Source organism: Ruegeria atlantica (assembly GCF_013032005.1).
Lineage (GTDB): Bacteria > Pseudomonadota > Alphaproteobacteria > Rhodobacterales > Rhodobacteraceae > Ruegeria > Ruegeria atlantica_A.
Genome location: NZ_WQBE01000005.1, coordinates 185,853 through 198,645, shown reverse-complemented (window position 1 = coordinate 198,645; position 12,793 = coordinate 185,853). Strand labels below are relative to the sequence as shown.

The window sequence follows — 12,793 nt, the reverse complement described above, 5'->3', positions numbered from 1 at the left end:
AGACAAACAAGGATCACAGATGCCTTTGATGAAATCCTGGGTGGCCTCGGCCAATGACGCGGCCCACCCTTTTCCACTGAACAACCTGCCCTATGGCGTGTTTTCGACCGGGGGCGACGAGCCCCGCTGTGGTGTCGCCATCGGAGACTTGATCCTGGATGTCACCACGGCCGAAGCCGAGGGTTTGATCGACCTGTCCGATGAGCCGCTGTTTGACCTGCCCTTCTGGAACCCGCTGATGGAGCAAGGCCCCGCCGTCTGGGCTGCCCTGCGCGATCGGCTGACAGATTTGCTGACCGAAGGGTCGGAAGAGCAAGACAAGGTCGAACCCCTGCTTATCGCGCAGGCAGAGGCTGAAATGCACATGCCGTTTGCCGTCAGCGAATACACCGATTTCTACGCGGGACGGCATCACGCCCAGAATGTCGGAACCATGTTCCGCGGCCCGGAAAACGCGCTGCCGCCGAACTGGCTGCACATCCCGATCGGCTATAACGGCCGGGCGTCATCAGTTGTTGTCTCGGGTACGGACATTCGCCGCCCGTGGGGTCAGCTGAAAGGGCCAAATGACAACACGCCCCGCTTTGCCCCCTCGGCACGGTTCGATATCGAACTTGAGATGGGCGCCATCGTCGGCACCCCGTCGGAGGGTCCGATCTCGGTGCAGGAGGCTGACGACAGCATCTTTGGCTACGTCCTGCTGAACGACTGGTCTGCGCGTGATATCCAGGCCTGGGAATACCAGCCTCTCGGCCCGTTTCAGGCCAAGGCCACGGCCACTTCGATCAGCCCGTGGATCGTCACCAAAGCGGCGTTGGAGCCGTTCCGCTGCGACACTCCGGAACGTGAGGTCGAACTGCTGGATCACCTGAAAGATTGCGGCCCGATGTTGTATGATATCGATCTTGAAATCTCCATGGCGCCCAATGGCAAGGCCGCCACAACCATCGCGCGGACCAATTACAAGGAAATGTACTATTCAGCCGCGCAGCAACTGGCGCATCACACCACATCCGGCTGCCCGATGAACACCGGCGATCTGCTGGGGTCTGGCACCATTTCGGGCCCAACCAAGCCCGAACGCGGCTCACTGCTGGAGCTAAGCTGGGGAGGAAAGGAACCCCTGACACTGGACAGCGGTGAAACCCGCAGTTTCATCGAAGATGGCGACACGTTAGAGTTGAAGGGTGCTGCCAAAGGTGACGGTTACACGATTGGTTTCGGCAATTGCACCGGAACCGTTCTCGCCGCGCTCGACACCCCATATGCACGATGAAACGTGCCCAAACGTGATTGGATCAAACGTGACCCTGAAAACTCTTGTTGCTTTTCTGATACTGGCCATCGGGTTCAGCCATTCGGCCTTGGCCGCCGATAATCAAGCCTTAGCTGAGGAATATGTGAAGTTGCCGGATGTGCAGTTGATGATGGACAACATGTTCTCACCCGAAGGTATGGCAGCGCAGGTTGCGGCCACTCTTCCGCCGGGCGTTACTGTGACGGAGGATCAGTTGCAGCGTATTGGTGTTGTGATGTCTGGCGCGATGCAAAGCCTGCGTCCGAAACTGGAACAGCAGATGATCGACAGCAGCGCTGACTTGTTCTCGGCCGAAGAACTGTCTGCATTGATCGATTTCTACGGATCAGAGTATGGCAGCGCCATCATGGGCAAAATGCAGCCGTTCATGCAGCAAACCATGGGAGCCCTGTCCGCTGACATGCAGCGCGTGACGTTACAAGTCACACCTGAGTTGGCAAAGATCCTGCAGGAAACAAACTGATGGCAAAGGCATTCGCCTCGCAATCAGATCTTTCTGAGAAGGCGATCTCGTTCACCGAAATTGGCGAGGGCCTATATGCCTTTACAGCGCAGGGCGATCCAAATTCCGGCGTAATCATCGGCGACGACAGCGTGATGATTATCGAAGCACAAGCCACACCGCGGCTGGCACGCAAGGTGATCGACTGCGTGCGTTCGGTCACGGATAAGCCGATTACACATTTGGCGCTGACGCACTATCACGCGGTCCGTGTACTGGGCGCCAGTGCCTATGAGGCGCAGCAGATCATCATGTCGGACAAGGCCCGCGCTATGGTTGCCGAACGCGGGCAAGAGGATTGGGATAGCGAGTTTCAGCGCTTTCCCCGCCTGTTTGAAGGGTACGAAAGCATTCCCGGCCTGACGTGGCCCACGACTTCATTTCGGGACAGGATGACTGTTTATCTGGGCAATCGCAGGGTAGACCTCATGCACCTGGGTCGCGCCCACACTGCCGGGGACATCGTGATTCATGTGCCAGACCAGAACGTGATGTTCACTGGCGACATCGTCGAATATCATTCCGCCTGCTACTGCGGTGACGGGCATTTCGGCGACTGGGGCGGTACGCTGGACGCAATCAAGGCGTTTGATCTGAATGCCATCGCCCCGGGGCGCGGAGATGCGCTGATCGGGGCAGACATGGTGAACGCAGCGATTGAAAGCACCCGCGACTTCGTCAACAGCACCTACCGACCGGCGGCACGGGTCGCTGCGTGTGGCGGCACCTTAAAACAGGCCTGGGAAGCTGTGCGCGCTGAATGCGACCCCAAATTCGCCGACTATGCGATCTATGAACACTGTTTGCCCTTCAACGTCGCGCGCGCCTATGACGAGGCACGCGGCATTGACACCCCACGCATCTGGACCGCACAGCGCGACCTTGAGATGTGGTCGGATCTGCAAAGTTAAGGACATTCCGTCGCATTTGATCCAGATCGTTTTGCGTCGGAAAAATCAATGAAAGCATTGGGCAAGGTCTCGGGCGTGGCCGCGTCAGAGGACAGGAGATTTGCGTCTTGCGCGCATATGTATCGGGGGAGAACCCATGAACAAGATTTTCGAAGTCCCACTTTACGCCTACGAACGCAGCCCGGATCAGGACGCTGCCATCGCCATCCGACACAAGGTCATTGTGGTCGGTGCAGGGCCGGTCGGGCTGGTCACTGCGATAGATCTGGCCCAGCAAGGTGTCCCGGTCGTGGTGTTGGATGACAATGACAAGGTCAGCTTCGGCAGCCGGGCCATCTGCTTTTCGCAACGTACACTGGATATTGCTGACCGTCTGGGCGCGGGTAGCCCCATGGTGGACAAGGGCGTGCAGTGGAATGTCGGCAAGGTCTATTTCGACAATCGCCAGGTCTATGAGTTCAATCTGCAACCCGACACGGGTTTTGCAAACCCGGCCTTCATCAATCTTCAGCAATACTATTTCGAAAATGCTCTGGTCGACCGTGTGCGGCAATTGCAGGCTTCGGGCGCGCCCATCGAAATCCGTGGGCGCAACAAGGTCGAGGCCATCGGCACCCATGACACCCACGTGGTGCTTGAGGTCGAAACCCCCGAGGGACCCTATAACGTCGAAGCCGAGTGGCTGATTGCCTGCGACGGTGCCAGCTCTCCGACCCGTCGCATGCTGGGGCTGGATTTCGATGGCCGCGTCTTCGAAGACAACTTCCTGATCGCCGACGTGGTGATGGAAGCCGATCTCCCAACCGAGCGCTGGTTCTGGTTCGATCCGCCGTTCAATCGCGGGCAGTCGGCTCTGTTGCACAAGCAGCCCGACAATGTCTGGCGCATTGACCTGCAATTGGGTTGGGACATCGACAAAGAGCGCGAAAAACGCCCCGAGAATGTCATCCCCCGCCTCAAAGCGATGCTGGGCGAAGATGTGGATTTCGATCTGGAATGGGTATCGGTGTATACATTCCAATGCCGCCGGATGGAGCGGTTCCGCCATGGGCGAGTTCTGTTTGCCGGCGACAGCGCTCATCAAGTCAGCCCGTTTGGGGCACTTGGGGCAAACACAGGAATTCAGGACGCTGATAACCTGTGCTGGAAATTGAAACTGGTTCTGGACCGCAAAGCGCCCGAGCTTTTGCTGGACAGCTATAGCCGCGAGCGAGTGCAGGCAGCGGATGAGAATATCACGAAATCCAGTCGCTCTACCGACTTCATCACGCCGAAATCCCAGATGTCGCGACTGTTGCGGGACGCGGTTCTGGACCTCAGCGAACATTTCGAATTTGCCCGCCCTCTGGTCAATTCCGGACGGTTGAGCACACCCTGCGCCTATCAGGGGTCTTCGCTCAGTTCAGCCGATGCACTGGACGGCCCGGATATCACGCGACCGGGCTCGGCCTGCCCGGATGCGCCGCTGGGCGATGAATTCTTGTTGCCAAAATTGGCAGGCAAGTTCACCCTGTTGACCATTGACGCCGACGCCCCCGAGCGGATCGAAGAAGACGGGGTTGAAGCCACCCGGCTTGCGTTGTCGGTCAAGGATGACCTGACGCTGGAACTCAAGCGTCGGTATCTGGGCGATGCCGCCAGCGCGGTCTATCTGATCCGCCCCGATCAGCATGTTGCCGCGCGGCGTGACAGCTACGAAGAAAACGCATTCCGGCAGGCGATCCGCCGGGCCACCGGCAAGGAGTAAGAAAATGACTGATCTGATCCTCACCCCCAATCTCGACAATGCCGATGATTTCTATGCCGGACTGCTGGCCGCCCATGACGGGTTGGACAAATCCGCAAGCGACGCGCTGAACGCGCGTCTGGTTCTGGTTTTGGCGAACCATATCGGGGACTCCGATGTGCTGAACCAGGCAGTCGAAGCCGCGGCCCTAAGAGAGACCTGAAACAATGGGCGAAGTGGTTCTTTTTGATTTCTGGCGCTCATCGGCCAGCTACCGTGTGCGCATCACGCTGAATTTGGCGGGAATTGCCTATCGCCCTGTCTTCGTTGATCTAAAGGCCGGGGGCCAGAAGTCACAAGACCATCTTGCGCGTAACCCGCAGGGGCTGGTTCCGGTGCTGGATATTGACGGGCTGCGATTGACGCAATCTTTGGCAATCATCGACTATCTGGATCAAAGCCGGGGGTTGGGCTTATTGTCTGCCGAGCCTGCATTGCGCGCCAAGGCAACGGCGCTGGCACACTCCATCGCGGTGGACATCCACCCGGTCTGCAACCTGTCGGTGGCGCAATATGCCACAACGCTGAGCAACGGTGCCGAAGGGATGCCGGGCGATTGGATGCGCCACTTCATCCGACCCGGCCTGCTGGCGTTTGAAACGCTGCTGGCGGGATTTGACCAGACACCCTATTGCACGGGCAGCAGCCCAGGGCTGGCCGATCTGTGCTTGATGCCGCAGCTCTATAATGCGCGGCGCTGGCAGGTTGATTTGTCCGACCTGCCCCGCATCCTTGCAGTCGAGGCCGCCTGTGCCGACCATCCCGCCTTTGCCGCGGCACATCCGAATGCGAATGCCCCTACTTAACCCAGCGCACAGGGTATGTGTGCCGATGAGGATAGGAATGACTGCAAGTTCGACCTAGGTTTTCTGTGAAACAGATGGATGAGGTCACCATGCCCGAGATCACCGGCTATCACGCCCATGTCTATTTTGACGCGGAAACTGTGGATGTCGCACGACGGGTTTGCGAAGAAGCGGCAGGGCTGTTTTCTATTGATATGGGTCGCGTGCATGAACGCAATGTCGGCCCTCACCCACGCTGGAGCTGCCAGCTGGCCTTTGCACCGGACGCGTTCGATCAGGTCATTCCCTGGCTGATGCTGAACCGGCAGGGCCTGACCATCTTCACCCACCCCGAAACCGGACAGCACCTCGAGGATCATCGGGACCGGGCCATCTGGATGGGTGAGATGCTTGAGCTGAACCTTTCGATCTTTGACAAGATGGGCGCTTAGGTCAGCGTACGCGCCTGATCCCTCAGCACGAACTTCTGAACTTTCCCAGTTGAGGTTTTGGGCAAGGTTCCGAACACCACTGTCTTAGGCGCTTTGAAATGGGCCATGTTATCCCGGCAGAATGCGATCAACTCCGCCTCGGTCGCGGTGGCGTCAGGTTTTAGCTCGACAAAGGCGCAGGGGGTTTCCCCCCATTTTTCGTCCGGTCGCGCCACAACTGCGGCCTCCATCACTGCTGGGTGTTTGTACAGGATGCCTTCGACCTCGACCGACGAGATATTCTCGCCCCCTGAAATGATGATGTCCTTGGACCGATCCTTAAGCGCGATATAGCCGTCGGGATACATCACCCCCAGATCGCCCGAAGCAAACCAACCGCCGTTAAAGGCTTTGTCCGTTGCCTCGGGATTTTTCAGATAGCCCTTCATCACCACGTTGCCCTGCATGAAAATCTCACCCATGGTTTCGCCATCGGCAGGTACAGGTTCTAGCGTTTCAGGGTCGGCCACCATCAGGCCCGACAGGGCCGAATAGCGCACCCCCTGCCGCACCTTCAGCGCCGCGCGTTCCTGTGCATCCTTGGTGTTCCATTCGTCTTTCCAGGCGCAGACCACCGATGGGCCATAGGTCTCGGTCAGACCATACACATGGGTCACCTCGACCCCCATGGCCTCCATCGCTTCAATCACGGCGGCAGGGGGCGGAGCACCCGCAGTCATCACCTTGATCTGATGATCAAAGTCTTTCAACTCATCCGGTGCATGGGCCAGCATATTCAGCACAATTGGCGCGCCGCAGAAATGTGTGACCTTCTCATCCCTGAAGGCTGCATAGATCGGTTCAGCACGCACCGCGCGCAGACAGACCGAAACGCCCGCATTGGCCGCCATCGCCCATGGAAAACACCAGCCATTGCAATGGAACATCGGCAAAGTCCACAAATAGACTGCATGCTTCGGCATATCCCAATCCAACAGATCCGACTGCGCGTTTAGCGCGGCACCCCGATGGTGATAAACCACGCCTTTCGGATTGCCCGTTGTCCCGGACGTGTAATTCAGCGTGATCGCGTCCCATTCGTCTTTGGGCAAGGACCACTCAAATTCCGGATCGCTGTCTGCCAGCAAGGCGTCATAGGTCAGGTTGCCCAACTTTTCCCCGCCCTCAAAACTGGTGTCTTCGATATCAATGACCAGCAGGTCGTGGTCGATCTGTTTCAGAGCCTCTTTCACCACACCCGAAAATTCGGGATCGACCAGCAGCACCTTGGATTCCGCATGATTAAGGATGAAGGCAATGATCGCCGCATCCAATCGCGTGTTGATCGCGTTCAAAACGGCACCGGCCATGGGCACGCCAAAATGTGCCTCGTACATTTCAGGGATATTGGCGGCGATGATCGACACAGTGTCGCCCTGCCCTATTCCACGTGAGACCAATGCGCCGGCCAGACGGCGGCATCGGGCATAGGTCTCTGCCCAGCTATACCGGCGATCACCATACACAACCGAGGGGTAATCAGGGTAAACCTGCGCTGTGCGTTCGAGAAAGCTCAACGGGGACAACGGCACATAGTTGGCCCGGCATTTGTCCAGATGACGCTCGTAAATTTGTGTGGCTCCCATCCGCTGATCCTCCCAATCGCGATTTGCGCGAATTGAGCACAAAGTTGAGCCCCTGACAAACCCGTAAAAATACGTCTCTGGAATGGACTGGCAATACGGGATGGTGCAATCTGGCCCTATCTCCGACAGGCCATTCAAGGTGATCTGAGCCATCGAAAACATCTGCCGGTTCGGGATAGCCCCTGCAATCCGTGCAACGAGCTTTATTGAAAGGACATGTCATGGACGGCACGTTCAACGAAAACGATCTTTCCCGCGTAGTCGAAGCCGACCGCGCCCACATCTGGCATCACCTGATCCAGCATAAACCCTTTGAAACCAATGACCCACGCATCATTGTCGAAGGCAAGGGCATGCGCGTTTGGGATCAAAAGGGCAAAGAGCATCTGGACGCCGTGTCCGGTGGTGTTTGGACCGTCAACGTTGGCTATGGCCGCGAATCAATCTGTAAGGCGGTCTACGAACAGCTGATGAAGCTGTGCTATTTCGCCAATACCGCAGGTTCGATCCCCGGTTCGATCTTTGCCGAAATGCTGATCGACAAAATGCCGGGCATGAGCCGGGTGTACTACACCAACTCGGGCTCTGAGGCGAACGAGAAGGCCTTCAAGATGGTCCGTCAGATCGCGCATAAGCGCTATGGCGGTAAAAAGACCAAAATCCTGTACCGCGACCGTGACTATCACGGCTCGACCCTGGCGACCATGTCGGCAGGCGGTCAGGACGAGCGCAACGCCCAGTACGGCCCCTTCGCGCCCGATTTCGTGCGCGTGCCCCACTGCATGGAGTACCGCAAGCACGAGCTGGACGGCGCGCCCGAAGAAAACTTTGGCGTCTGGGCCGCAGATCAGATCGAAGAGGTCATCCTGCGCGAAGGTCCCGACACCGTTGGCGCACTGTGCCTTGAGCCGGTAACCGCAGGCGGCGGCGTGATCGAAGCGCCCGAAGGCTATTGGCAGCGCGTGCAGGAAATCTGCAAGAAGTACGACGTGCTGCTGCATATCGACGAAGTGGTCTGCGGCGTCGGTCGTACGGGCACTTGGTTCGGCTATCAGCAATACGGCATCAAGCCGGACTTCGTGACCATGGCCAAAGGCGTTGCCTCGGGCTATGCGGCGATTGCCTGCATGGTCACCACCGAGGAAGTCTTTGACATGTTCAAGGACGATGCCGCTGATCCGATGAGCTATTTCCGCGACATCTCGACCTTTGGTGGCTGCACCGCCGGCCCGGCAGCTGCGGTTGAAAACATGCGCATCATTCAGGACGAAAACCTGCTGGGCAACTGCGCCGACATGGGTGACCGTATGATGGGCAACCTGCAGGCGCTGATGGAAAAGCACAAGGTCATCGGCGACGTGCGCGGCAAGGGCCTGTTCCTGGGTGCCGAGCTGGTCGCAGACCGTTCAACCAAAGAGCCGATGGACGAAAAAAAGGTTCAGGCCGTTGTGGCTGATTGTATGGCGCAAGGCGTCATCATTGGTGCCACCAACCGCTCGATCCCCAGCCGCAACAACACGCTGTGCTTCTCGCCCGCGCTGATCGCAACGGCAGATGACATCGACCAGATCACCGACGCCGTCGACGGCGCGCTGGGTCGTGTGTTCGGCTAAGTCGCTGCACAAAGCTTATGAAAACCGGCGCTTTCGGCGCCGGTTTTTTTGTTTCTAAACCATGGTTTGCCAATTTCCAGAACTCGGGTAGCCTGAAGGCACCCTTTGCAGGAGATCGCCCCATGACACTCAACCTTTTCCGCAGCATTGCCGCCGCCCTTGTGCTAGCCCTTGCAGCCCCCGCCAGTGCCGAAGACGGCAGCGGCTTCCCTCAGATCGTCGGTACATGGCATGGCACCTATCTGGTGGCCTTCGCCAAATCGAACCCCAACCACGAGAAGGGCCTGCTGCAGACCGAGATGGAGTTGGAAGTCACCAAATTGGACGGCAACCTTATCACTGCCACCAACCGCTGGCGCCGCATTGGGGACAAGGAATGGATCGTCGAAGAGGCGATGGGCACCTTCAGCCTGGATGACCCCACCCGGTTCGTATTGGCTGAGGCCGGGATATCGGGGGATGACGTCTCGGCTGGGATTTTCAACGGTGTCTATCTGGATGACGTGATCATGGTCACCTATGCCGGGCCGGGCACGGGCGTGGCCTTCGCTGCACAATTGGTGAAGAAGGGCAACTAGCCACGCCGAATGCGTTAGACATGAAAATGATAAACTAAGTTTTCCCCAATCCTGTGCATGATGCATTTCATTCCTCTTGCACGATCACGTAAGTTTGCTCTTACCGGGAGTTTGAGAATGAAGGCTGACAGCAGCTTAAAACGCTACTCCGTGTATCTTTCACTGGCTCTAACCTTCATCTCGGCGTGCTCAACAACACCAAAAAATGAAGAACCGCCGTTAACAGTGATGCCTTCGACTGGAACGGTTGAGTTCAGGCAACTTGCTTCTGTTTTCAGTTCGACTTGCCTTGCAAGTTTTCCAGACACCCAAAAAACAATCGAACAGTTTGAAAAACTTGGCTTTCAGGAAGTCGAATCCAAACGACCGTCCGAGGGGAATTACTGGCAACTTGTCGGCAATAGAATGCAAATAAACTCTACGGTAGGCCAGCGGGTTATAATCCTCACCGGCACCCGAAGGGCGGGCAATGGTTCTACCATACAAAATGTTTGTAACGTCCGAGCTGAATTGAAGAATCCCGAGACCCACAGTGATACCTCTCTCGTTTTCACTATGCTGAGCGGTAATGAAGTCTCCTTAAATCCGATCGACGGACACGAGTTTTCCAAATCAGGAGAGTTGCTGACTCAGGATGGCATTGCGAACGTTAGTTTCCGACAGTCGCGATGGATAAACAGAACAACAAAAGGGCGTCTACCCGAAGAATGCAATGGCCTTTCTGACTGTATCACCTGGGGCGAGGCAACGCTTGAAGTGTGGGTGAACACTGATGAATGATGCTTTCAAACGGAAGGTATCGTTGCAGCCCAAAATGGGTTCAGGGCTACCTAGCCAGGGTTCAGCTGCAAAAAAAGGCCGCCCCAAAGGGACGGCCTTTCATTCACTGTCTCTTTTCAGAGGATCAGGCAGTCAGAGCGGCCTGAGCTTTGGCGACGATCGCGCCGAACGCTTCCGGTTCGTGCACGGCCAGGTCGGCCAGAACTTTGCGGTCCACTTCGATACCGGCCAGGTTCAGGCCGTTGATGAAGCGGGAATATGTCAGTGCTTCGTCATGCGAACGGACAGCAGCGTTGATACGCTGGATCCACAGCGCGCGGAAGTTGCGCTTGCGGTTCTTACGGTCGCGGGTTGCGTACTGGTTGGCCTTGTCGACGGCCTGACGGGCAACCTTGAAGGTGCTCTTGCGGCGGCCATAGTAACCTTTGGCTGCCTTAATGACCTTCTTGTGACGGGCGTGAGTTACGGTTCCACCTTTAACGCGGGACATCTCTTAATCTCCTCTTAGCGGTCGTAGGGCATGTAGCCCTTGACGATCTTGGCGTCGGGGGCGGACAGGGTGGTGTTGCCACGGGCATCGCGGATGAATTTCTTGGTCCGCTTAATCATGCCGTGCCGTTTGCCGGCCTGGCCAGCAAGGACCTTACCGGTCGCAGTCACCTTAAAGCGCTTCTTGGCGCTCGACTTTGTCTTCATCTTAGGCATTTCCGTCTCCTTTCGGGGTTCGGTACTTGACGCGACTCGGCATGCCACATTGGCCGGTCACGCGATCAGAAGCGCCGTTTACGCAAGTTCTTCCATACTGGCAAGGGGGTTTTGACCAGAATCTGCGCTTTTCGCAGGGTGGTCAGGCACCGGGGCAGTGTTGGCTGCCCCGGTGGAGTGATTTAGTGCTCGAATTTGCGGATTTCGCCGCTTTTCAGGCGGGATGCATAGCTGGCCAGCTCTTCGCGCACCACTTTCATCAGGAAGTAGAGCGCAAAGACGTTCACAACCGCCATTGCAAAGATCGCCGCATCCGAGAAGTCGATGACCGGACCAAGGTTGGCCGCCGCACCGATGACAACGAAGATGCAGAAGATGACCTTGAACACCAGCTCTTTGGTGTGTCCTTCGCCGAACAGATAAGTCCAGGCCTTGAGGCCATAATAGGACCAACTGATCATGGTCGAGAAGGCAAACAGAACCACCGCGATCGCCAGAACATAGGGGAACCAGCTGAACGCACTGCCAAACGCCGCAGACGTCAGGCTGACACCCGAATTACCGTCAACGGTGGCAATAGCCGAACCATCTTCGGTCAGCATGTAAAGGCCGGTTTCCGGGTCGATGATCAGCTGCTGAGTGATGATGATCACCAATGCAGTCATTGTACAGATCACGACCGTATCAATGAACGGCTCAAGCAGCGACACGAAGCCCTCGGTGATGGGCTCTTTGGTCCGCACGGCCGAGTGGGCAATTGCAGCTGAACCAACGCCCGCCTCGTTCGAGAACGCCGCACGGCGGAAGCCCTGGATCAGCGCCCCAACCATACCGCCTGCGATGCCGAGGCCAGTGAAGGCACCCGCAAAGATCTGGCTGAAGGCCCAGCCGATCTGGTCTGCGTGCATGATGATGATCACTAGTGCTGCCGCCACGTACATAACACCCATGAACGGCACGACCTTTTCGGTGACGCGCGCGATGGACTTCAGGCCGCCCACGATCACTGCAAACACGATACCGGCAAAGACCAGGCCTGTAATCCAGCCCGGATAATCCCCGACAATGCCTGCAATCTGTTGGTGCGCCTGATTGGCCTGGAACATGTTGCCCCCGCCCAGCGCGCCAAGAATACAGAAGATCGAAAACAGAACAGCCAGTATCTTACCGCCCGGCAAGCCCAGCTCACTGAACCCTTTGGACATGTAATACATCGGGCCACCGGAAACGGTGCCGTCGTCGTATTCGTTGCGGTATTTCACGCCCAGCGTACACTCAGTGAATTTCGACGCCATGCCCAGCAGGCCCGCGACGATCATCCAGAACGTGGCACCCGGCCCGCCGATCCCGACGGCCACCGCCACACCAGCGATGTTGCCCAAACCGACTGTTCCTGAAAGCGCCGTGGCCAACGCCTGAAAGTGGCTGACCTCACCCGCATCGTTGGGATCGGAATAGTCGCCTTTCACAAGGCTGATCGCGTGACTAAAGAACCGCAGCTGCACAAAGGCAAAATACAGCGTGAACACTGTGGCCGCGACGACCAGCCAACCCACGATCCAAGGGAAGCTAGTGCCCGGAAACGGGGCAAAGATAAAGCTAACGAACGGCCCGGTGAAATCAGCAAAGGCTTGGTTGATCTTGTCGTCCAGACCCGGCGCCTCTTGGGCTAAAGCGGGGCTGGCGAACAGGGCAGCCGCTGTGGCAAAGCCCAGTTTTTTAAGCATATTCATTCTCG

Annotated in this window: 14 protein-coding genes; 10 read left to right on the top strand and 4 right to left on the bottom strand. The window is 57.3% G+C overall.

The annotated features are described in order from the left end of the window. Window positions 1–19: 19 nt before the first annotated feature. The 7 genes from fahA to GOX21_RS11810 all read left to right on the top strand — a co-directional run bounded on the left by fahA (window position 20) and on the right by GOX21_RS11810 (window position 5,754). Window positions 20–1,276, top strand: a complete 1,257-nt coding sequence (gene fahA / locus GOX21_RS11840) for a fumarylacetoacetase (RefSeq protein WP_170377431.1) — start codon at window positions 20–22, stop codon at window positions 1,274–1,276. Window positions 1,277–1,304: 28 nt separating this feature from the next. After that, complete coding sequence (locus GOX21_RS11835; RefSeq protein WP_170377429.1) at window positions 1,305–1,781, top strand: DUF2059 domain-containing protein; 477 nt, start codon at window positions 1,305–1,307, stop codon at window positions 1,779–1,781. Continuing rightward, the gene (locus tag GOX21_RS11830; RefSeq protein ID WP_170377427.1) at window positions 1,781–2,731 is read left to right on the top strand and encodes an MBL fold metallo-hydrolase; all 951 of its coding nucleotides are present in this window, start codon (window positions 1,781–1,783) and stop codon (window positions 2,729–2,731) included. The genes GOX21_RS11835 and GOX21_RS11830 overlap by 1 nt, the downstream gene beginning before the upstream one ends. A gap of 136 nt (window positions 2,732–2,867) precedes the next feature. After that, complete coding sequence (locus GOX21_RS11825) at window positions 2,868–4,478, top strand: FAD-dependent oxidoreductase (protein WP_170377425.1); 1,611 nt, start codon at window positions 2,868–2,870, stop codon at window positions 4,476–4,478. Between the two features lie 4 nt (window positions 4,479–4,482). Then, window positions 4,483–4,680 (top strand): DUF2783 domain-containing protein, encoded by a 198-nt coding sequence (locus tag GOX21_RS11820; RefSeq protein ID WP_170350302.1) that lies wholly within the window; start codon window positions 4,483–4,485, stop codon window positions 4,678–4,680. A 4-nt stretch (window positions 4,681–4,684) separates the two neighbouring features. Continuing rightward, the gene (gene maiA / locus GOX21_RS11815; RefSeq protein ID WP_170377423.1) at window positions 4,685–5,323 is read left to right on the top strand and encodes a maleylacetoacetate isomerase; all 639 of its coding nucleotides are present in this window, start codon (window positions 4,685–4,687) and stop codon (window positions 5,321–5,323) included. Window positions 5,324–5,412: 89 nt separating this feature from the next. Beyond that, the gene (locus tag GOX21_RS11810; RefSeq protein WP_170377421.1) at window positions 5,413–5,754 is read left to right on the top strand and encodes a DOPA 4,5-dioxygenase family protein; all 342 of its coding nucleotides are present in this window, start codon (window positions 5,413–5,415) and stop codon (window positions 5,752–5,754) included. On the opposite strand, the gene GOX21_RS11805 is transcribed toward GOX21_RS11810, so the two are convergent. Further along, entirely contained in the window at window positions 5,751–7,379 is a 1,629-nt protein-coding gene (locus GOX21_RS11805) for an acyl-CoA synthetase (RefSeq protein WP_170377419.1), read from the bottom strand. The two genes, GOX21_RS11810 and GOX21_RS11805, sit on opposite strands and share 4 nt — an antisense overlap. A 221-nt stretch (window positions 7,380–7,600) precedes the next feature. On the opposite strand from GOX21_RS11805, the gene GOX21_RS11800 reads away from it, so the two are divergent. The 3 genes from GOX21_RS11800 to GOX21_RS11790 all read left to right on the top strand — a co-directional run bounded on the left by GOX21_RS11800 (window position 7,601) and on the right by GOX21_RS11790 (window position 10,350). Further along, window positions 7,601–8,992: an aminotransferase family protein gene (locus GOX21_RS11800; RefSeq protein ID WP_170350299.1), complete on the top strand. Its 1,392-nt coding sequence runs from the start codon at window positions 7,601–7,603 to the stop codon at window positions 8,990–8,992. Between the two features lie 122 nt (window positions 8,993–9,114). Continuing rightward, the gene (locus tag GOX21_RS11795; RefSeq protein ID WP_170377416.1) at window positions 9,115–9,570 is read left to right on the top strand and encodes a hypothetical protein; all 456 of its coding nucleotides are present in this window, start codon (window positions 9,115–9,117) and stop codon (window positions 9,568–9,570) included. 117 nt (window positions 9,571–9,687) lie between these two features. Then, the gene (locus GOX21_RS11790) at window positions 9,688–10,350 is read left to right on the top strand and encodes a hypothetical protein (protein WP_170377414.1); all 663 of its coding nucleotides are present in this window, start codon (window positions 9,688–9,690) and stop codon (window positions 10,348–10,350) included. A gap of 124 nt (window positions 10,351–10,474) precedes the next feature. On the opposite strand, the gene rplT is transcribed toward GOX21_RS11790, so the two are convergent. From rplT to GOX21_RS11775, 3 genes are all read right to left on the bottom strand, one after another. Beyond that, window positions 10,475–10,840 carry a 50S ribosomal protein L20 gene (gene rplT / locus GOX21_RS11785; RefSeq protein WP_152457001.1) on the bottom strand — a complete coding sequence of 122 codons (366 nt, stop codon included), beginning with the start codon at window positions 10,838–10,840 and terminating at the stop codon, window positions 10,475–10,477. A gap of 14 nt (window positions 10,841–10,854) precedes the next feature. Continuing rightward, on the bottom strand, window positions 10,855–11,055 hold the full coding sequence (rpmI, locus tag GOX21_RS11780; RefSeq protein WP_010443552.1) for a 50S ribosomal protein L35: 201 nt from the start codon (window positions 11,053–11,055) through the stop codon (window positions 10,855–10,857). Window positions 11,056–11,237: 182 nt separating this feature from the next. Further along, window positions 11,238–12,788: an alanine/glycine:cation symporter family protein gene (locus GOX21_RS11775; RefSeq protein WP_170377412.1), complete on the bottom strand. Its 1,551-nt coding sequence runs from the start codon at window positions 12,786–12,788 to the stop codon at window positions 11,238–11,240. Between the last annotated feature and the right edge of the window lie 5 nt (window positions 12,789–12,793).

Bases quoted from the DNA above. Each gene is read 5' to 3' on its own strand.
- fahA (WP_170377431.1), top strand. From the start codon at position 20: ATGCCTTTGATGAAATCCTGGGTGGCCTCGGCCAATGACGCGGCCCAC.
- GOX21_RS11830 (WP_170377427.1), top strand. From the start codon at position 1,781: ATGGCAAAGGCATTCGCCTCGCAATCAGATCTTTCTGAGAAGGCGATC.
- GOX21_RS11825 (WP_170377425.1), top strand. From the start codon at position 2,868: ATGAACAAGATTTTCGAAGTCCCACTTTACGCCTACGAACGCAGCCCG.
- GOX21_RS11820 (WP_170350302.1), top strand. From the start codon at position 4,483: ATGACTGATCTGATCCTCACCCCCAATCTCGACAATGCCGATGATTTC.
- maiA (WP_170377423.1), top strand. From the start codon at position 4,685: ATGGGCGAAGTGGTTCTTTTTGATTTCTGGCGCTCATCGGCCAGCTAC.
- GOX21_RS11810 (WP_170377421.1), top strand. From the start codon at position 5,413: ATGCCCGAGATCACCGGCTATCACGCCCATGTCTATTTTGACGCGGAA.
- GOX21_RS11805 (WP_170377419.1), bottom strand. From the start codon at position 7,379: ATGGGAGCCACACAAATTTACGAGCGTCATCTGGACAAATGCCGGGCC.
- GOX21_RS11800 (WP_170350299.1), top strand. From the start codon at position 7,601: ATGGACGGCACGTTCAACGAAAACGATCTTTCCCGCGTAGTCGAAGCC.
- GOX21_RS11795 (WP_170377416.1), top strand. From the start codon at position 9,115: ATGACACTCAACCTTTTCCGCAGCATTGCCGCCGCCCTTGTGCTAGCC.
- GOX21_RS11790 (WP_170377414.1), top strand. From the start codon at position 9,688: ATGAAGGCTGACAGCAGCTTAAAACGCTACTCCGTGTATCTTTCACTG.
- rplT (WP_152457001.1), bottom strand. From the start codon at position 10,840: ATGTCCCGCGTTAAAGGTGGAACCGTAACTCACGCCCGTCACAAGAAG.
- rpmI (WP_010443552.1), bottom strand. From the start codon at position 11,055: ATGCCTAAGATGAAGACAAAGTCGAGCGCCAAGAAGCGCTTTAAGGTG.
- GOX21_RS11775 (WP_170377412.1), bottom strand. From the start codon at position 12,788: ATGAATATGCTTAAAAAACTGGGCTTTGCCACAGCGGCTGCCCTGTTC.